At 35.8% G+C, this 20,058-nt stretch carries 20 protein-coding genes and 1 pseudogene; 4 read left to right on the top strand and 17 right to left on the bottom strand.

Annotated features, from left to right (window positions below):
* Positions 1-35 precede the first annotated feature (35 nt).
* From QSJ81_RS05350 to QSJ81_RS05335, 4 genes are all read right to left on the bottom strand, one after another.
* Positions 36-1,109, bottom strand: coding sequence for a PTS fructose transporter subunit IIC (locus QSJ81_RS05350; RefSeq protein ID WP_285716387.1), 1,074 nt, complete (start codon positions 1,107-1,109; stop codon positions 36-38).
* Positions 1,106-1,420: a PTS fructose transporter subunit IIB gene (locus QSJ81_RS05345; RefSeq protein ID WP_285716386.1), complete on the bottom strand. Its 315-nt coding sequence runs from the start codon at positions 1,418-1,420 to the stop codon at positions 1,106-1,108. The genes QSJ81_RS05350 and QSJ81_RS05345 overlap by 4 nt, the downstream gene beginning before the upstream one ends.
* Before the next feature lie 126 nt (positions 1,421-1,546).
* Complete coding sequence (locus tag QSJ81_RS05340) at positions 1,547-1,993, bottom strand: PTS sugar transporter subunit IIA (RefSeq protein WP_285716385.1); 447 nt, start codon at positions 1,991-1,993, stop codon at positions 1,547-1,549.
* A gap of 256 nt (positions 1,994-2,249) precedes the next feature.
* Complete coding sequence (locus QSJ81_RS05335; protein ID WP_285716384.1) at positions 2,250-2,525, bottom strand: hypothetical protein; 276 nt, start codon at positions 2,523-2,525, stop codon at positions 2,250-2,252.
* A 138-nt stretch (positions 2,526-2,663) separates the two neighbouring features.
* On the opposite strand from QSJ81_RS05335, the gene QSJ81_RS05330 reads away from it, so the two are divergent.
* Entirely contained in the window at positions 2,664-3,062 is a 399-nt protein-coding gene (locus QSJ81_RS05330; protein WP_285716383.1) for a helix-turn-helix domain-containing protein, read from the top strand.
* Positions 3,063-3,326: 264 nt separating this feature from the next.
* On the opposite strand, the gene QSJ81_RS05325 is transcribed toward QSJ81_RS05330, so the two are convergent.
* On the bottom strand, positions 3,327-4,832 hold the full coding sequence (locus QSJ81_RS05325) for a P-loop ATPase, Sll1717 family (RefSeq protein WP_285716382.1): 1,506 nt from the start codon (positions 4,830-4,832) through the stop codon (positions 3,327-3,329).
* Positions 4,833-5,720: 888 nt separating this feature from the next.
* Between QSJ81_RS05325 and QSJ81_RS05320 the strand changes: the two genes are divergently transcribed.
* Positions 5,721-5,933 carry a hypothetical protein gene (locus tag QSJ81_RS05320; RefSeq protein ID WP_285716381.1) on the top strand — a complete coding sequence of 71 codons (213 nt, stop codon included), beginning with the start codon at positions 5,721-5,723 and terminating at the stop codon, positions 5,931-5,933.
* Positions 5,934-6,410: 477 nt separating this feature from the next.
* Here QSJ81_RS05320 and QSJ81_RS05315 read toward each other — a convergent pair whose 3' ends face one another.
* The 11 genes from QSJ81_RS05315 to QSJ81_RS05265 form a co-directional block, all read right to left on the bottom strand.
* Complete coding sequence (locus QSJ81_RS05315) at positions 6,411-6,761, bottom strand: cupin domain-containing protein (RefSeq protein ID WP_038672707.1); 351 nt, start codon at positions 6,759-6,761, stop codon at positions 6,411-6,413.
* 209 nt (positions 6,762-6,970) lie between these two features.
* Positions 6,971-7,561 (bottom strand): hypothetical protein, encoded by a 591-nt coding sequence (locus QSJ81_RS05310; protein WP_285716380.1) that lies wholly within the window; start codon positions 7,559-7,561, stop codon positions 6,971-6,973.
* A gap of 570 nt (positions 7,562-8,131) precedes the next feature.
* Positions 8,132-9,079, bottom strand: a complete 948-nt coding sequence (coaA, locus tag QSJ81_RS05305) for a type I pantothenate kinase (RefSeq protein ID WP_285716379.1) — start codon at positions 9,077-9,079, stop codon at positions 8,132-8,134.
* Between the two features lie 420 nt (positions 9,080-9,499).
* Positions 9,500-11,158 (bottom strand): DUF2326 domain-containing protein, encoded by a 1,659-nt coding sequence (locus tag QSJ81_RS05300; protein ID WP_285716378.1) that lies wholly within the window; start codon positions 11,156-11,158, stop codon positions 9,500-9,502.
* Entirely contained in the window at positions 11,136-11,375 is a 240-nt protein-coding gene (locus tag QSJ81_RS05295; protein ID WP_285716377.1) for an ABC-three component system middle component 7, read from the bottom strand. Before QSJ81_RS05295 ends, QSJ81_RS05300 begins: the two co-directional genes overlap by 23 nt.
* Positions 11,372-12,136 carry an ABC-three component system protein gene (locus QSJ81_RS05290; protein WP_285716376.1) on the bottom strand — a complete coding sequence of 255 codons (765 nt, stop codon included), beginning with the start codon at positions 12,134-12,136 and terminating at the stop codon, positions 11,372-11,374. Before QSJ81_RS05290 ends, QSJ81_RS05295 begins: the two co-directional genes overlap by 4 nt.
* 142 nt (positions 12,137-12,278) lie before the next feature.
* Positions 12,279-12,527 carry a hypothetical protein gene (locus QSJ81_RS05285; RefSeq protein ID WP_285716375.1) on the bottom strand — a complete coding sequence of 83 codons (249 nt, stop codon included), beginning with the start codon at positions 12,525-12,527 and terminating at the stop codon, positions 12,279-12,281.
* Between the two features lie 606 nt (positions 12,528-13,133).
* Complete coding sequence (locus QSJ81_RS05280; protein WP_285716374.1) at positions 13,134-13,559, bottom strand: hypothetical protein; 426 nt, start codon at positions 13,557-13,559, stop codon at positions 13,134-13,136.
* 287 nt (positions 13,560-13,846) lie between these two features.
* Positions 13,847-15,403, bottom strand: a complete 1,557-nt coding sequence (locus tag QSJ81_RS05275) for a tetratricopeptide repeat protein (RefSeq protein ID WP_285716373.1) — start codon at positions 15,401-15,403, stop codon at positions 13,847-13,849.
* Positions 15,404-15,666: 263 nt separating this feature from the next.
* A complete protein-coding gene (locus tag QSJ81_RS05270) occupies positions 15,667-16,413 on the bottom strand; it encodes a tetratricopeptide repeat protein (protein ID WP_285716372.1) in 747 nt (248 codons plus the stop codon).
* Positions 16,414-16,690: 277 nt separating this feature from the next.
* Positions 16,691-17,035: a hypothetical protein gene (locus tag QSJ81_RS05265; RefSeq protein WP_285716371.1), complete on the bottom strand. Its 345-nt coding sequence runs from the start codon at positions 17,033-17,035 to the stop codon at positions 16,691-16,693.
* Between the two features lie 328 nt (positions 17,036-17,363).
* On the opposite strand from QSJ81_RS05265, the pseudogene QSJ81_RS25690 reads away from it, so the two are divergent.
* A pseudogene (locus QSJ81_RS25690) lies at positions 17,364-17,459 on the top strand (helix-turn-helix domain-containing protein); the annotation flags it as partial.
* A 180-nt stretch (positions 17,460-17,639) separates the two neighbouring features.
* Here QSJ81_RS25690 and QSJ81_RS05260 read toward each other — a convergent pair.
* Positions 17,640-18,521, bottom strand: a complete 882-nt coding sequence (locus QSJ81_RS05260; RefSeq protein ID WP_285716370.1) for an alpha/beta fold hydrolase — start codon at positions 18,519-18,521, stop codon at positions 17,640-17,642.
* 235 nt (positions 18,522-18,756) lie between these two features.
* Between QSJ81_RS05260 and QSJ81_RS05255 the strand changes: the two genes are divergently transcribed.
* Complete coding sequence (locus QSJ81_RS05255) at positions 18,757-19,659, top strand: LysR family transcriptional regulator (protein ID WP_285716369.1); 903 nt, start codon at positions 18,757-18,759, stop codon at positions 19,657-19,659.
* Positions 19,660-20,058 lie beyond the last annotated feature (399 nt).

The following is a 20,058-nucleotide window of genomic DNA, read 5'->3' as shown; positions in this document are numbered from 1 at the left end:
ATATGTTGCTAAGGGAAAAGAAGTTCTCTCTCCCTCTACTGGGCAATCTTTACCCGTTTCTCTGACTCCTTAACAATGTCTACTTTTAATAAATTCACTAGGAGCGCTGTGACGACGGTACCAACAACAATCCCCAATATATAAGATACAGGATTATCCACCACTGGCAATACAATCGGCCCACCATGAGGAGCATGATCCCCGACCCGCCCTAAGGCTCCAATAACCGCACCAACAGCAGATCCCGTCATGATGGAAGGTAATACCCGCAAAGGATCCGCAGCCGCAAAGGGAATCGCGCCTTCCGTGATGCCAATCATGCCCATGGCTAAGGCTGCTTTGCCTGCTTCAATTTCCTCCTCACTGTATTTTCGCCTTGCTAGTAAAGTCGCCAGCCCCATCCCTAAGGGAGGCGTACATATGGCAATGCCGATAGGTCCCATAACCGTATATACCCCTTCCGCCATCAGTCCAAAGGCAAACATGCAAGCGGTTTTGTTGACAGGTCCACCCATATCAAAAGCAATCATCAGACCAGTAATAATGGCGATCACCACAGCCCCTTGCTGGCTGATACTTTTTAAACCATCCGTAATCCCGCCCATCACAGAGGCAATGGGTTGTCCCAGTAAATAAATATAAGTAAGACCAACAACTAAGGAACTCAAAATAGGAATGACAAAGATAGGCATGACAGGACGTAAGTAACTGGGAACCTTCCAGCCTTTGATCCATTTTACGATATACCCGGCAAACAGCCCCATAACCAAGGCACCGAGAAAACCTGCTTTATAGGGACTATCAGCAATGGGCTGGTTTGCCAGATACCCACCAATCATGCCAGGAACAACCCCTGGCTTGCCTGCAAGACTGTAGGCAATATAACCCGCTAAGATGGGAATCATTAATGTAAAACCTGCTACACCAATGTTCAAGATATGATTGGCTAAAGCACTATGTATCTCCATCCCTTTGGCTCCCGGTGTCCCTGTTGCCAAAGCGCCAGCAATACAAATACCCCCCACTACTACGGAGGGAATCATATAGGAAACTCCTGTCATTAGATGGTTTTTCACTTTTTTAAACTCTTCCATCAATACTTCACTCATAACACTGCCCCCTTACTTTCTGCCTTTTCAATGACACCAAATGGATTCTCAATGGCTTTGCCCACTTCCACCGTGATATATGGTTTCCCAGCAAACCGTTCTTCCCCCTCCACATTGACGCCCACAGCAAAGATGACAACAGCAGCATCCCCAATCTCCCTAGCCGATAGCTCATTCTCAATCCCCATGGCTCCTTGGGTTTCAATCTTGATCTCATGTCCCCTTGCCTTTGCCGCTTTCTCCAAAGCAGCCTGGGCCATATAGGTATGAGCAATCCCCGTCGGACACGCACATACAGCAATGATTTTCAAAGTACTCCCTCCTTTTTACTAATTCCCCTCTTGAGATATGTGAGACTCGAAACAGTATTTTTTGTTTCGTTAGTCGAACTATGCAGAGCTGGGTGCCCGCAGGCGGGGTGTGTCGTCCCCCCATACCTACAACCCCATTTCCCCGAATATTGCGACTATTTCAGCTACACTTGTAGCTTGTAACAGCCTTTCCCGATAAGAGTCATTCATCAACCCTCTACTAATATTGGCTAGGATCTTTAAGTGTAGATCACTAGCTTGCTCTTCTGGTACGCCAATCAGAAAGATAAGACTAACCCTATGCTCCGATCTAGTATCCCAGAGAAATTCTTCTTGGCTTCTAGCAAAGGCAATAAAGGGAACCTCTACAAAGCTGCTTTTACCATGAGGAATGGCGATACCATAGCCAATAGCAGTAGAAAATAACTCTTCCCGGGCAAACACGGCCTGCATATACCCTTTCACACTACGAATTCGACCAAGCTTCCTCGCCTTTCGGGCTAAGGCTTCAATGATTTCGACCTTGTTTGTCGACGGTAAGTTTAATGCGATAAGTGACTCATGAATGATCATGCTTCCTATCCCCAGTCATCTTATTTCTTCTAATACAATGGTGTAAGAAGATCTATAAAGATTGTCTACAAAAATGGATTTCGTGTTTTCTTTTCGATATACTATAGGTAACCAACCTAGGGCGTAAAATTTACTTATACACTCCTTTCACTTGCAAGATTACTCCTGCAAATAAAATTTTATATTTCTTTAAGTTCTCCTAGACTAATTTGGTTGAATTGTAAGGATTGTCTATTGGAAATTCTTCATCACCTCTTTAAGTTGTTTTTGGCTTTTCCTTGTCATTACGCGCTCGTAAATCAGTAACTAAAAAAAATAGATCATTAAACTTTAAACCCGGAAAGGCTGTTAACGCACCTGCTATAAATTCTCCCCCTGGGTCATTATGACGTGGATCATCATCCGGTAACCGCACTCGCCATATTTGAGTTGTTGAAACCCCCATTTTTATTGCTAGCTCTCCATCACTCCATTTTTCCTGTTTAACTACCTCATTAAACTTAGCAAGTTTCAATTTAATTTTATTAGCCAATTCTATCACCCTCTTTACGCCCTCGTAAATATAGTAACACACTTATTACGAGCTTGCAATAGATTCTTGATAATATTTACGTTCTCGTAATATTACGTAGACGCAATATTATTGTTATAATAAAAAGGGAGGTGTATCATGTCTGAAATTGGAAAAACAATTGACAAACTTCGCTTAGAAGCTGGATATGAAAGTTTAGGACAACTATACAAAGCCTCAGGCGTGACTATTGCCACTCTATCTAGAATAATTAATAACATTCAAAAACCAGGACCAGCGACATTGAAGAAGCTTGCCCCCTGTCTCGGTGTCTCACATGAATTTCTCTTAAATATAGCTGGACATATAGAATCCAATTCCCAGTTCACTCAACCACAAGAAGAAAAAATACCTAAAGATTTAATTAACTTCCTTGAACAATCTGAAGTCCTATTTGATGGTATACTGCTGACTAAAGAAGATAAAGCAAAAATCAAAGCAGCACTCGAAATTATCTTTTGGGATGCGAAGCAAGAAAAGAAGCGGGAAAAATCGTAAAACGATTTTTTTCGCTTCTTTATTACTAAATAAAACCAAATTGTTTTAAAAATTAAACTAAAGTGGACGATTTTATGGAAAAGACACAGCACTATCCCTAATGTGCAGGCTTTGTCTTTTTCTTTATAAGTATATAGGAATGCTAGATTCCATGCTTCATTTAGATAATTTAGTAAAAGGTTTCTTTAGTCACGTTCAGTTAACAAAATTCATTCATCTTTATATTTTGTTGAATGAATTTTGTTAATGATTATTTAAAACCTTTTACATAGTACTTTCAGCCATCCCCTCAGTTAACATTAGTCGGCTTTTTAAAGCACCACTCACATGAAAATCCTTTTTTAAATCTATAGTCATACGTAAATTACCACAGTAATATTCCCAGTTTGCATTTATTTTTTGACCTACAATAGAATTATAGAATAGGAATGTCAGTGTGTCTTCAATTTTAGTTTTATCTGAACCCGGGAAAACCTCACAATAAGCTTTTGCAAAAGAGGCATAGTTGAAATTTTGGTAACCAATATTTTGCAGAACTGAGAGGAGACCTCTTATTTCAGGTTTTTGGCTCGACCATTCATCAATTAATTCATTATACATGCTTATAGAGAAATCTTTTTCAGCTGAATATAAATCATCTGAAGAAAAAAGCCCAGACTTAGTTTTGGTATGAATTTCAGTAACTTTATTCATATAAACAATGATGTCTCTAGGACGCAAAAAGGATCTTCGGATCATATGTTTTAATGGCGTCGCACCGTGACGAACAAAATTAATTTCAAAAACACAGCCTGTTTTCTTAGAATAATCTAATGATACATCTGCTGGATTATATTTTTTGATACGTTCAAAGAACATATCATCTAGCGTAGCTTCATCCCAATGTATTTCAGTAGCACTATCTTGATAAATTTTGTTTTTATCATTGAAAACAAGTGTTTCATAAATATCTGTCCGTATAAATGGAACAACTTTTAGCTTATTTACATATTTATTTGTTGTATTTATATCTCGACAAACATTTATTAAATTAATTAAAATCTTGCTATATTCAGGAATCTCCGAAGGTAGCCAAGACTCATCTAGTTGATCTAGAATTATAAGTATTTTTTCATTTTGCATATTGTTAATTAAAACTTTTTCCAAGTAGTCTAATAGATTAAAAGCATTAGACTTTAACTTATTTTTTAATGTAATATCTTCAGCCACCTGTTCGAAGGAAATTTCCCCTAAAGATGCACCTAAATCTAAAGTTTCTATATCAATACCTGGAAGGCTTAACCCGGAGATCCTTGCAATTTTCGATTTTATTACCTCCATTGCAGTAGGTGATGGTGTGCCATATATATAATTTAATAATTTTTCTACTTTCTCCAATTCTGAGCTCAAAGTTCCAGTAGTTTTTTTTATAGAAATTAACTTAGAAATCGCTTGGATAATAAATAAGTAATGCCAACTCTTCTGATATGCAGTAAGTTCACTTTCCATTTTTTCTTTATAGAGCCCATGAATGGGCCAAGGATAATCTTTAAAATTTAGGGTTATTGTATAATATCCATTTGCATCGCTGGGAATAACATTTTTTAAGTATTCAAATATTGCCGTTTTCCCAGTACCTTTTCTACCTAATAGCAACCATCTATCTGAGCCTATTATTGCGTTTACATATTCAGTTTTTACAAAATACCCCATAAGATCTCTATCTGATTCTGCTGAAACTTTAAAAACGGGCAGCCATTCTTTAATATCCTTAATATCCTTATTTTCCAATGCTACATCATTCCTTTCATTCATTTAGAAACAAAAATTACTTATAATAATCTAGATTCTGACAATAATTCAATTCCCCTGCTATTTCCAAATTCAATACCTACATTTTGCAAAACTATAGGGAAATATGAGTAAGTTAATGCTCATTTAGGATCTGAGGATCTGAAATCTTCCATGTTTTTGTAATAATGTCAAGGGGACAGGTCCCTTGACACTTGCACCTTTCTTACCATTTCACGGTTTAGTTCCAATTTCTCCGCAATCCCTCTTAGGGACAAGTTGGATTTTTCCATCAGAAGCTTTATCAGTTCCTCTCTTAGCGATTTATTTCCTACACTTTTCAAATCATTGATTCCTATTCCTTTTTCAGCCAAATACCTATTTACAGATTCGCGGGGACGGTTCTTTTGATTCACTCCATCTTCTTGTCTCATATATATTATACGTAAATAGAAGCTTTTCTTTGAAACCATATCCCATAGTTCTATCCTATTTACCATTAAAATACAAAACTCCTGCAAGGCTAGGCTGCTTTGAAGGAGTTTGTCGTAAATATTATTTTTTTGATTAGCTCTAACTATTGTCTATTGTCTTTACTCATTGTATGGACAGGATTCACATCATTCTCTTGCTTGTCGCGGCACTCGCTCTCACCTCATGCACTAAACAACCCCTTCTCTTGACATCAAGTGAAATCTTCCCCCTCTTGAAAAATTAACCAAAACATCCGATGAATGATGATATAATGTAGATATTACTTTATGGTGAATTTTATTATTCTAGAATAACTTTAGACTAAACAGTTAATTTCTTCGATGTTCAGAAGTGATAGTATTGGAAGCAATGCATCTTTTCTAAAATCAAGAGGGAATATATTTGGAGGTTATTTTGATGGAATCTAACATTCAAGCAGTAGAGAAATTACCCTATTGGCGTAAACTTCTAGGTTTTAGAACTAAAACATGGTGGAAAATGATTCTAGCTACACTAACTTATGTAAGTATGTTGGCTTTGGCTCTAATTGTATTTAAAGTAACTATAGTAGCACCGCTTATATATATCATTATAAGAGTAATAAAATCGTCTATACATACTCACTAGCGGAACTCAATGGGACGGTTCTTTTGAGTCATCCCTTCTTTTTGTCTCATGTCAGAAAACTCAAAGGGACGGTTCTTTTGAGTCATCCCTTCTTTTTGTCTCATGTCAGAAAACTCAAAGGGACGGTTCTTTTGAGTCACTCACATTTTTTCATCTCACATCATCAATATATAATCATAAGCTTTTCTTTGAAAAGCAGTATCCCCTATTTCTACTCTATTTACCATTAAAATACAAAACTCCTGCAAGGCTAAGCCGCTTTGCAGGAGTTTGCCGTATAGTGGGTGTCAAGGGGACGGGGTTATCGACACCTTTTTCAGAGTAGAAATAGTGACAGAGGGGACGTTCCTTTTTGTCAACAAAAAATCAAAGGAACGGTTTTACTAAGCAAATTTTGTTTCCCATATAATTAAAAGCTTCTCTTCGAAAAACAGTATCCCATATTAGATAAATGTTCATTAAAGTTTAAAGCATCTTTCATCCTTTGTCTTTATGAATTCGTTTCCCTCCAAAAGCATGAATTGTTCTCGTTCCCGCAATACACTTTCCCCCTTGTACTGTTCCTTTCGGAATAAAGAGTTCATCACCTGCATTTAGAACAAATTCTTGTCCATTCATAGTAACAGTATATTGTCCACAAACACAAACCATATACTCATCAAATTCATGTTTATGTTCTTTAGAGATTTTATCAGAATAGCATGTCCAGAAAGCCATTTGACTACCATCTTCACCTTCAAAAAAATACCCGTCAATATCCTTTGTATTTTGTTGATTACTACTAATATGATTTTTCTCATTTTTCATAAACTCTGGGAAATCTTTCATTGCTACTACCTCCTATCTCTTTCTATGAAAATTTATCTACGGATCTCTCCGTTAATCACAGTATGGGACAAGGAGACAGGTTCCCTGGCCCACTATATGATTCAAAACAACTCCAAACCATGAATAGCAACGACAGAATGTCAAGGGGACAGGCCCTTTGACTGTTTTAGTTAGTTATTTATCATATCAAAAAAATTCAAAAGACTTAGTTATTCTAAAAGAATACCTGCTCCGGTGTAGTAATAAGAGGAAGCCCTCTCTAATGAAAGTCTATTATCATCTTCAACAACAAAATTTTCCCAGACTACTTGATTCATACCGAAAGAATCAATAAATTTAAATGTAGTATGATCCATGTTATAGAGTGAATCCAATAATTTAAATGTGTTACTCTCATATTTGACCAGCATATAATGGATGGCTTGTGTCAAATATCCTACCGTACATATAATAATCGCGTATTTATTATCACCAGTCTTTATTTTATCAAGAACATTTATATTCTCTGTAGATATATTAAGGGCTTTTGCAAGTGACATAAGCGCGCTATTGGTTGACATACAAGCATAGGCATGTGAATCCCAATTGTTACTTAATTCATTAGACATTTTTTCTGGACTTGAATAAATTTCAGGAATGCCTATGTTATTTGCTCCAACTTGTATTTTTTTATGTATATTATCAACAAAGGCTTTATCATTTAGAGAATGCGCTTTATTGGTTTCCCATAAATAATACGCAATAGAAAATGCACCACAATTATTACTTGCTATTGGATTTTGAGAAATATATGATTTCATAGGAATATCCCCCCCTTTAATTATCCCGATATCACTTACTAATATTTGCCAGTAAAATGATAGCATAAACAGTAAAATATCTCAATTGAATACATACAATTTTTCAAAAACTCGAGGGGACGGTTCTTTTGAGTCACTCCCCTCTTTTTCTCTCATGTCATAAATATATGATCATAATCTTCTCTTCGAAAAGCAGTATCCCATATTTCTATCCTATTTACCATTAAAATACAAAACTCCTGCAAGGCTAGGCCGCTTTGCAGGAGTTTGTCATTATATATTGTTTTTTTGATCAGCTCTTCTTATTCGGAGTCTACAACGGCTCATTATCAAGACAAAGGAACCGTCAGATCCTTTATTATCGAGCTTTATATTAACAATTGCGATTATCCATCTCTAAACAAATATTAGTTCCATGACATGCCATCAATGGCATTAAAAAAAAATGTTTGTACCTTTTAAAAGGATCAATACAACCAAATCAAGCTTAGACAACTATATCGGAGGTTCCCTACTGTCAATATTGGGCGTCATATCACTTGGTTTTACAGCGGATTCCTAGTAAAATGGTTATAACTTTCGCAAACATATTTTTTGAACGGAATGCTCATCCCCCTTCTTAATAATCAAACGCGCACGTCGCATCGTCGGATGAATATTTTCCTCTAAATTAACTCCATTTATTTCATCCCATATTTTTTCTGCCAATAATTCTGTCTCTTTCTCTGACATCTGAGCATAACGATGAAAATATGAAGTTTTATCTTGAAAGGCAGTACGACGCAATATCTGAAATCGTTCAATATACCATTGCTTAATATTTTTTGAATCTGCATGAACGTAAATGGAAAAATCAAGAAAATCAGAAATATATAAATGGGATTTAGAAATCATATAATCTACCTTGGGTGTCTGTAAAACGTTTAGTCCTTCAATAATTAAGATGTCTGGAGTACTTATGCCTTTAAATTTGTTAGGAATAATGTCATAAAATGAATGAGAATATATCGGAACTTTAACATCTGAGCAACCTGATTTGACATCTCTTAAAAAATCCATTAATTGCTGAACATCATAACTTTCTGGAAACCCTTTTTTCTTCATAATACCTCGGTCTTCCAATACTGAGTTAGGATATAAAAAACTATCTGTTGTAACTAAATCAACTCTTGGCTTGGTTGGCCAACTTTTCAATAACTCTTGAATTATACGCCCCGTTGTACTTTTCCCAACAGCAACACTACCAGCAATACCAATGATGTACGGAACTTTTTTTGCTAAAGTACCAAGAAATGTATTAGTTACATTATAAAGCTTATGTGTATCTAATACATATAAATTTAAAAGTCTAGATATTGGAAGATAAACTTGTGATATTTCGTCTAGAGAAATTTTCTCATTAATTCCATGAATTCGAATTAAATCATCTTCGGATAATGGGAGCGGCGTAGCCATTCGTAAATTTTCCCATTCCGTGCGGTTAAAAAACATATAAGGAGAATTAATTGATTTATCCATTAGTAGAGCCTCTCTTCAGTATCCTAAAGTACATAATAATATTTTTTATTAATAAAACTATTTATCATATTCCTCAAAAAAGTACAGAACCCTGCCAAATAAGGAATTATTTAATACAAATAATTCCATCCAAAAGCTTTTAAAAATCGGCAAGCAATTAAAACAAGACGCGGGGACGGTGGTTCTGTCTTATTAACTACTTTCAAAAATCCCTTTATTTGCTCCAGTTACCCTAATTATCGGACTGTCAAGGGGACAGGTCCTTTGACACTTCAGATTGAGGCTTTTCACCGTATTTGATTAAAGATTCTACCAAAGCATTATTATTGTTCCTTCATACATTCACTATATTTTCTCAGTATACTTTTGGGCGCATTCTTATCTGAAGATGAATAAAAGCTTTGTAATTAACAATTTCAATCAAGATTTAGTCGTATTGTCAGCTAAATCTTGATTGTTTAGTTTTTGATTCTCTTGTTTCCAATTTTTTATGAAAAGAAGTTTGTCTTTTGAAAGCTGTAATACTTTGTATGATTCAATCAGTTGCGCAGTATTTTTACTATATGAATTCAATTTGTCTATAGCGATAAAAATTTGCTTTTTACTCCTGCTATAAATATCTACAATGTTTTCTAGCGCAGAATTTTCGATATTTTTAAGTAGCGGAAGATCATGAGCAATTGCTGGCAAACAAGTTAATTCTAACAACGATAGATCAAAAGTGAGTAAATTAGCAAAAGCAGTGCCGGTTCCAGTATCTCCATAAGTATTAAAAGTATATTTATTACCATGAATATTCAGTGTGGGTGCACGTCGTCCATCAATATAGATTTGCTTATTGAGCTCATACATCTTGATATTAATTTGACTACACATTTCATCGAGAACTTTTTCTTTTAAAGCATCCATATTTTCAATTGCGCTTTTAATAGAATCATCTAAATTTTCCTTCTTAGTAAAATATCCATTTTCATCACTTAACTGTTTAATTTGCGCTGCTAACTCAACAATTTTATCAACAGCAAATTTAGGTGCATTTTTTATTGTCAATTTAGAATTGATCGTATCATCCAAGCTTAGAATTTGTTCTTCAATCTCTAAGATTTGAGCCTTAACTTCTTTTTCTGCTCCTAGCAATTCTTCTTTAAGAATCTTAGTAAGAGATGCATGAAATGCATCTACCCTTTCTATTTGTTCAACATTAAAATTTGGAAAATAGTTAAGCAATTGTTCAAGTTCAGGTTGAATATTGATATTCTTATTTTTGAGATTGGTCTGAGTGCGAATTAATCTACTTCTTAGCACATTTTCCCGAATAAGTAATGTACTTTTCTCTTTCCGAAGAGATAATACTTCTTTTGATATAAGAGCTTCAATGTTAGCGGATACGCTAACGATATCAACCTTTAAGGATTCTAATTGCTGATTTAATTCCTCTATCTTTTTTTCGTTTTTATTAAAAAGAGTTTTTGTTACTCGCGGAATGAATTCTTTTTTTGCTGCATTTACTAAGAAATTACGTTCATCAATTAACTTTTTAATTTGTTCCTCAAACACTTTTATAATTCTAAATTTATCAAAGAGTTTGAGTAGTGCAATAATTGACTCTGCCGCTTTTTCTTTCTCAAAATATTGTATTGGCTTTCGTTCATTGAGATTTTCTTTCCCATATACTCTGAAATATCGACCAACCATATTACGGAAAGATAAATCCTCAAGTTGACATGCATACTTTTCTTGTAAAAAACTAGTAAATTCTCCAACTTTAATACTTTCTTGTATTTCAAAAGTTTCATTGCAAACAGCTACAGATTTATATTCATTGGTATTTCTTATAAAATAGAATTTTTCTTCACTGAATTCAAATAAAAACTTGAATTCATGCTGACCTAAATGATCGATTGCATCATGATTTTTCTTTATATAATCGTCTCCACCAAAGACGAAATCAATAATCATCAATATCGTTGATTTGCCAATAGAATTTGATGCATTATCATCGCCTACAATGGCGTTTAACCCGTTGTGAAATATTATCTCTTTTTGAACAAATTTATCACAAATTATCTTTAGTAACATATGTAAGTACCTGCGCTTTTTCATCAATTTTTATTTTCTCAAGGGCAAAAAGCACATCTAATGCTAAAATGTACTGATTTAAATCTTCGAAATTATTATTCACTTTATCATAAAGACTATTAATACTCTGATGCTCTAAGCTCACTTCATCAAGGATACAAACGGTTTTTGCAATAATACTATCTTGAAATCGTATCAACTTATTAGGTAATATCATGAGAACACCTCACAATTCTGGATGAAATAGGCAACAATAATTTCACATGCTTTTCTGGAGTAGGATGCAGTCTTTTCATTAATCCAATCAATCAGTGAATTATATACATATTCTTGATTTTGATTTATCTGCATACATTTGCAGTAAAATCCTTTGATTTGGGCCGCCAATGTATCAAATTTATATGGGGTTATCTTATCTATCTCGATGAACAGTCTTCTAATGTAATCAAAGTAGTCAACTACATCCCTCTTTATTGCTCGTTTAACAGCATAAGGAAGAGTATCATTTGCTTTCTGATCGACTTTTAATGAATCATAACTCAGCTGAACCAACTCTGATTCAAGCGATTGCGTGTTAAGCTTTTCCAATACCACTCTGATTTCAGCTTCAATATTGAAAATTGTATAAGTGTTTTTAACTTCTGCATCTTGAGTCAATTTTTGTTTGAGCCGAAACCATCTCTGATATTCTTCAATAGTACGTGGAGTGTCAAAAATCTTATGACATTTGCGACATACAGCGAGTACATTTTTAAAATCATTTACATCAGAGCTTAATCGTTGTTCCTTAACCAACAGCATGACCTCTTCTGGGCGAGGGTTAGCTGGGTAAATATGAGCTACTTCAAATGTCTTATGAATTTGATTATTCTTTTTTCTATGTGTTAAAACATCCCCACAAATGGGGCATCTGCCGTTCACTTCGTTATAAAGAAGCATTTTTTCATTATCTGAAAATTCTCTTCGATTATCTTGCATAATTTCCCCCCACATTCCCAATCTTAAGACTCACTAAGGACGTTGTCACTTCAGACTATATTATGCGATTTTTAAACTATAATTTCCCCACAAAGCACAAAACTCCTGCCAAATTCATACAAATTTTAGCAGGAGTTTCCTATTATTTTAAAATATAGAAAAATTTACGGGGACGGTTCTTTTGAGTCACTTCACTCTTCTTGGCGTGCCGTACATTTTTTTTGCTCTGACGCTCAGGCTCTAACATGTTTGGTTTTATTAAAACTTTATCTCCAGGCTTAATAAAGCTCTCGATTCCGCCCAAGAGTTCAAGAACTTCATTAATAGCCTTTTCTACATCTCCATAGTTATAATCAAAACTACCGACCTTGGCGACTGCTACTTTTGTCATAAGTATGTCCTCACAATCTATCTACTACCAAGACTTTTCCATAACTCTTTAACTGAGTGAGCTGTTACGACCTTATCTTTTAATACATCCTCTGCCAATGAAATCTCTGATTTATCATAAAAGTAGAAATTGATCGAAAGAAGCAAAGGGACGGTTCTTCTGCTTCCAATATTATATATGCGTTAACGCCTCAGAATGTCAAGGGGACAGGTCCTTTGACATTACTGCGGTTTTAACAAAAAAAATGTCATATGTGAGTCAGGTGACGGTTTTAAGTCTATAAACTTCCTCCAATAGTAACACCATTGTTGACGTCAGATTAGGGTACATAAGACAAGGGGACGGTGGTTCTGTCTTAAAGTTTCTTTCAACAATTCCCCTTTTCGTCAGACACTACCTCCGTCCCCTTGTCCTTCATCTTATTAAAACAGCGGGGCAGGTGTGATGTTTTTAAACGTCACACCTGTCCCGCTATTTTTCTCGATGAATCAAATGATAGGGTAACGCTTTGAAGGGTTCATTTTGAGCGTTCGATGTGCATGGATACGGATCGCGAGAAATGCGAAAAGCATAACTCCTTTTGTCTGGTTAGAATTTTATAAGCACTTAAGATTCACCATAGTCACTTTGACAATAGCGTATTTCAATTACATAGAGAATAAAAGATATTATCAACGCTATAATTGTCCACTGTGGATCATAATTTAGCTTATATAGTTTCCATGCATTATCACCATGATTTCCCAACCATACTAAATTAGGATTGTTCTTCTCGTACACAACCGAAACTTTGCTGTTAGTAGGATGATCCATTCCCCATAAAACAACGTCCCCTGTGTAACCGTCATACGAAATCTTATAGTTATTAACTTTTGATGATCTGTTCAATAGCGCTTTATAAGGGGCGTAACACAACACCTTTCCATCAGTAAAAATACCGTTGTTCGCTAAATTAAATGAGTCAACTATAGAGTAGCCATTAAATATGATTAAGAGTAAAACAACTACTACAATTCGAATGATAACACGCATTGTATACACACCTCCCATGTCTATAGTGGAATATCTTTTAACAGCATAAAGGATTCTCAAGTATTATTATTTGCCATTCCATACAAGATGCGGGGACGGTGGTAATGTCTTAAAGCTTCTTTCAACAATTCTTTTTTCTTCTAAAAAACTCAAGGGGAGGGTTCTTTTGAGTTACTCCCTCTATTTTTGTCTCATGTCATAAATTACGGCAAGACACTTCCACCATCCCCACGTCTTGCCTCCATATTGCTGAAAGGAATGGGATTAAGTAAAACGGACTCTTTTGCTCATCCAATACGATGTATCAATTCTCTAATTCCGTACATCTGCAAATAATCTTCCTCATATTCAGTAAAAGCTAACTTGCCCTTACTATCACCGATTTCATCTAACCCTTTGTTGATTATAGACTTTGAAATAGCCTTTGCGGGCGCAATTACCTTTTCCTGAGCTAAAACTTTTTTTGCTATCTGAACTGCATTTTCAACTTCTCCTGATACAAACTTTAAAAGTGCAATAAATGCTAGTTTTTTTTGTTCAAACCTACCTTCTTTATCCGGTAAGGATTGGACATCATTCTCCGCAGTTTTATAATTTTCTAAATGCAAAGAGGCTATTAAATTGTCCTCAAAAAAACGGCGTCTCCGCCAATCTGTAGCAATTTCAATACCCTTTTCACTAAATTCTTTAAGGATTACCCAATTCTTGCGATTTATTTGAATATCACATAATGCTTGAAGTGCGTCCATATTTGACGAAGCGATTTTCAAACATTTCTTAGCAATTATTTCTGCTTCATCATATTTATTTAAATGAATTAATGTATCAGCCTTAATCCCCAGCGCTTCAGTATCTTTAGGATCTCTAGTTAATATCGCTTCAAGTGCTTCCATACACAGATCATAATGGTCTCCAATATGAAGATCATGTGCAAATCCAAGCATTATCTCTCGACTTGACTCGCCCTTAATCGCATTTCTAATCATTTCATCTACAGCAGCGTCAATAGTAAATCCTAACCTATAAAAGTTTCCTATACGTCCGCTGTATTCCCCTATTAGTCTCTTTAGAGAGATATCTACACCGCCCATTACTCTTATCCAAGACATTAACCGATCATACTCGTCAGGGTAAGTCTCCAAAAGATACGGAATAACAATCGTTTCTGCCCATAAAGTTTCTTGTGCCTCAGCATAATTTTCACATCTGTTTTCATTTAGCCCAAAACAATGTCCCCGTTCACTACGTCTCATATTATCATCATGATGTGCAACTTCATGGATAAACGTCCTAAGCATTTTAAGTCGAAAAAAGGGCTCCACTACATCAAGTTCTAACTTGTGTCTGTCATAAACATAGGCAAAGAGAAATATCCTGTTGTTACTCCACCGATAGACCCCAAGAATCGGCGGAGTATAGATTGGCCCATCTGCGGAATATATCCGTCCAGTATAGGGGTCGTAACTTTTTTCTCCGAATCCCTCGAACTCTTCTTCCTGATATTCCTTACCCAAGGATAGCGTAATAGATTCTATGCCAGCGATTGCATTCATAGGCAATCGCTTTGCGACTTCCACAAGATCATTTTTGCTAACAGGATAATGAATATACTCGCCTTCATCCATCACTTTAATTAAAAGCCCTTCGGGATCAATTGGCTCCAAATTCTTAATGTTAACCTTTTCGACTTTTCGAGTAAGCCTCTTTTCTCTCTTAATAGTCCTCTTCGTATCCAGTTGATCTTGAAGCTTATTAATACGAGCTTCTTTAATCTCATCGTTACTTAATTGATATTTACGTTCCAAATCAAATTCTTTCCGTGTTGTATGGATACTTCTCGACATTCTTCCTCCTAAGTATTAATCAATTAAATGAAAATCTCAATTGGTCTTTTCTTTGAACATTATTATGGACGCGATGGCATAAAGTATCGCGGGGACGGTCCTTTTGAATCAATTCATGGGGTTTATTGTAGGATGTTTTGTGCTGAATCAGAAAGATTTTCGTTGCGTGTTCTTAAGATTCGATTGGACGTATTTTATATTGTCCTTTTCCCCTTGTCACCCACTTATATCCCCATTAATCAAAAATGATTCATCTCATTATTCTATATCCATTCCTTACACGTCTCCCAATGACCATTTAAACGAGAATGAATTTTAGCCTGATCTTTATTTGGAAAATCAGATACTCCTAGTTTTAATGCCTCCTGATAATTCACAACAGCAAGCTCTTGTTCACCTGTCAATTCATAAGCTTGGGCTAAATTAAAATACACCATGGCATCTTTGCTATTTAATTGTATGGCTTTTTTAAAATCTTTAATTGCTTCTTCATATTTTCCTATGCATCCATATCCATTTCCACGCCAATCATAATATCGATAAATATTTGGGTTTAATTCAATGGCTTTTGAATGATCATCAATTGATCGATAAAATAAATTGTTTTTATACTCTGCATGCCCACGCTCTGAAAAATATAAACTGTTATTAGGTTCTAATTTAATAGCTATGCTACAATCGTTAATCGCAAAATCATATTTTTTCAACATATAATAGGCAACTGCACGCAGATAATAAAACACAGAATCATCAGGTTGTAATTCTATTGCTTTGGTATAATCAGTGACTGCAAGTTCAAACTGATCTCTTTGAACATACTCAACCCCACGATAAAAATATAAATCGGCAGAGTTGGGATTTAATTCTATTTGTTTAGTAAGAGCCTCAACTCTATCTGCCTCCTGTGCATACCCTATTGAAGTACCAAACATAAAGGTACTTAAACTAATTAGACAAATAACAAGTAATACCACTTTTAAAAAACTAAAAGGCATTAATATCCTTTTCAATTTAATCACTCCTTATAAAACTCAAAGGGACGGTTCTTTTGAGTCATTTTATTTCTTGTTTCGCATACATCATTATTAAGGAACAAGGGGACAGGTTCTCTCTCCCAATAGGTCCTATCAATCACACTTTTAGATATTATTGTCATCCTACTTTATTCATTGGGAAGAAGCAAGGGGACGGTTCCTTTGCTTCTCTTAAAGATATTAGCCTTAGAAATAAAAGAAGCAATAAAACCGTCCCACTGCTTTTTCGATATAGGGATTAAATAATCTCATATTAGAAAGCCCATTTATGGTCAGAAGGTAAGCACTCATCACATAGCAACTTACCATCAACCGTCGCACCATTACAAATACCTTTAATAGCATTTATCTTTTCTCTATCAGTAGTCCACTGCCCACATTTTGAACACTTATCACTATTTAAACTTTTTGACTCTAACACTAAAGATGACGTGCTATTCCATTGTAGTATTCTTTCTCTACCCTCTATTTCTAAAATCCTAGGTTCACTTAATTTACTTGTAATTTTATCAAGTATGTCATCGTCTGAGTTAATTCCCGCTTCTGGTAACTCAACTAAGTAGGCAACTTTAATTAGCACTGTCTTTTTACTCTCCATATTTCATTCACCACCTAAAGAATCAAGGGGACGGTTCTTTTGAGTCATTCCATCTTATATCCCATATTTCTATCCTATTTACTATTAAAATACAAAACTCCTGCACGGCTAAGCTGTTTTGCAGGAGTTTGTCGTATATATTGTTTTTTGATCAACTCTACCTATTGTCTATTCCTATTATCATTGCATGGACAGGGGTTCGGCGCGGTGAGCCGTGACCTTGCAAATCCACCCATTTTTGAAATAAATATGGGACACGGGGACAGGGACTGCGTTTCATTGTTGAAAACAACATCCCTGTCCCCGTGTTTCTGTAGGAAAACCACACGCAGAAGTAGCCTTATCTACTGGCTTCTGTGATCAAAGTCACTTTTGTAAAGCATTTAAGAAAAAATATGGTTTTACTCCTGGTCAATATGAATGACAAGTCTCTACCCAAATACAACCTCTGACAAAACTTTGTCAGAAGTTGTATTTGGGTAGAGTATCAGAAGAAATGTAAAAAAACGCGATAGACCGGATTGATGGCAACAGTCGGTTTGAAAGCTATTGCTAGTTATATCAGGTAATTTACAGAACAAGGGATATCCTGAAGTTGCCATCGTCAATCTTGCGAGTTATCAACAGTGTCCAAGATCCTTTTGAGAAAATTACGTATCAATTCACTGATTTCCGCAACATGTGTTTCAAGAGCAAAATGCCCAGTATCAAGCAAATGCACTTCTGCTGAAGGGATATCACGCTGATAAGCCTTGGCTCCGGCAGGAATAAATGCAGGATCGTTTTTACCCCAAACTGCCAAGAAAGGAGGCTGATGCTCGCGAAAATAGGATTGAAATGCAGGATAGCGTTCAATATTTGTTTTGTAATCAAGAATTAGATCGAGTTGAATTTCTTCTGCTTCAGGGCGAGACATGTAGGCTGTATCCAATGTATATCCGTCTGGAGAAACCAAGCTGGTTTCAGTTCCATGAAGGTACTGAAAGTTGCGAATCGTTTCCGGAGCCAGGGAATCACGGCATGCTTCCCGATTGTCAGGCGTTGGTAAATGCCAATAGGTTTCCCAAGCCCCCCATGCATCGCTAAAACCTTCCGTATATGCATTGCCGTTTTGACTGATAATTGCCTGCACGCGCTCTGGATGAGCTATGGCTAACCGATAGCCTGTCGGTGCGCCATAATCAAAAACATAAAGTATATATCGGTCAAAGGCAAGTACTTCGGTAAATTCCTCGATCACTTTGGCCAGGTTGTCGAACGTATAATCAAATTCACCACGCAGCGGAGCCACTGTATTTCCAAAGCCCGGAAGATCAGGAGCGATCACATGATAGCGATCCGCGATCCTTGGGATTAAGTCACGGAACATATGACTTGAAGTTGGAAATCCGTGCAAAAGCAGTATAACGGGAGCGTCTTTGGGACCAGCTTCCCTGTAAAAAACTTCAACATTTCCAACCTTCTGCGTACGATAGTTAATATTCATTTTTTTCATCCTCTCATATTATTTTTGTAACTTTTTCAAAACATAAGTAATGCTCCTATAATTTGGCTAGCAATGTACAAGCGTTTATCGTATTATTCTCCTTCCTAACATGTCATTGCTATTAAAGTTGCATTTGATGTGCTATGTTGTTACAATATCATAAGTATATGTATTTGGCCAACAAATGAATCAAATGATAGATATTTCAAATTGCAATACCAAGGAGTAAAATGATATGATTGATCCATTAGAAGGACGATTTTTTCAAACATTCATAGCGGTGCTGGAGGAAAAAAATTTTAGCCGTGCGGCTGAAAAGTTAGGCTATGTTCAATCGACTATAACTACCCACATTCAGTTATTAGAAAAAATCTGTGGTCAAAGATTATTTCATCGACTTCCTCGTGAGGTTAAGCCCACAGAGGCAGGAATAACATTCTCTAAATTTGCTTACCAATACATCCATTTGAGCAGCTGTATTCAGGAAAGCATGGATGCACTGGATCAACCACATGGAACTGTTCGAGTCAAAATGCAGGAATCTTTTTTTCTCACCCGCATGCTGCCGTTTATGCAGCGATACATCAAGGAATGCCCTGAAGTGAAGCTACGTGTGGAAGCAGGTTTTTATCAAGATATTCTGGATGGAGTATTAGATTTTGCCGTCGACTTTGGAATCGTTCCTCAAAATCCAGATCGTCATGACATTCTTTTTTATCCGCTAATAGAGGAAAACATTGTATTTACTGCATCACCAGAATTAGCCCAGGAGGTTAAAGTTTTAGGTGTTCAAGCTCTAAACGGGGAGATCTCTATCAGTGGCGGAATATCTTGCTTGTATCATACTAAAGCAAGTGAAGTTTTAAAAAAATCTGGAGTGCAAGTTAAAGATGCATTAGAACTAGCAAGTCTTGAAATGATTAAACAGGTTGTACGCTGTGGTAAAAGCTTTGCTCTTATTCCTGAAATAGCTATAAAAAAAGAACTGCAACTCGGAGAACTTAAGGTTTTACCGTTCAGCCCTAAGATGAATTTTACGCATGGTCTAATTGTTCACAAGGACCGGGAGTTGACTTTTACTGCCAAATGTTTTCAATCACAACTTATTGATTTTTTTAGCAACGAAGAAAAATGTTAGGTACTTACGATGAAAAAGGAACACACATCGATAAAATCAACTGTAACAAAAAAGACTTAAGCCTCCAATACAAGAGCTTAAGTCTTACTAATTATCTATTTCTATTTTTCACCAATACCTTGTTTCCTTATTTTTCTCTCAAAAATATTAAGATTAGTCGGGGGAGAACCATATCATTGGTAATGGTAATAATGGCCTGTATATTTATGAAATGAAGATCAGGAAAGGCTTCTAATATATCCTATGGATTCTCTCCATTTGACTTTTTCCTCACTAAATCAATAATGTCTTCTTCTTTCAATACCCGTATGTCAAGGGGACAGGTCCCTTGACACTTGTACCTTTCTTACCATTTCACGGTTTAGTTCCAATTTCTCCGCAATCCCTCTTAGGGACAAG

The organism is Pelosinus sp. IPA-1 (genome assembly GCF_030269905.1).
Classification (GTDB): domain Bacteria; phylum Bacillota; class Negativicutes; order DSM-13327; family DSM-13327; genus Pelosinus.
Note: the sequence above shows the minus strand (reverse complement) of the source record. Positions and strands in the feature narration are given on the sequence as shown.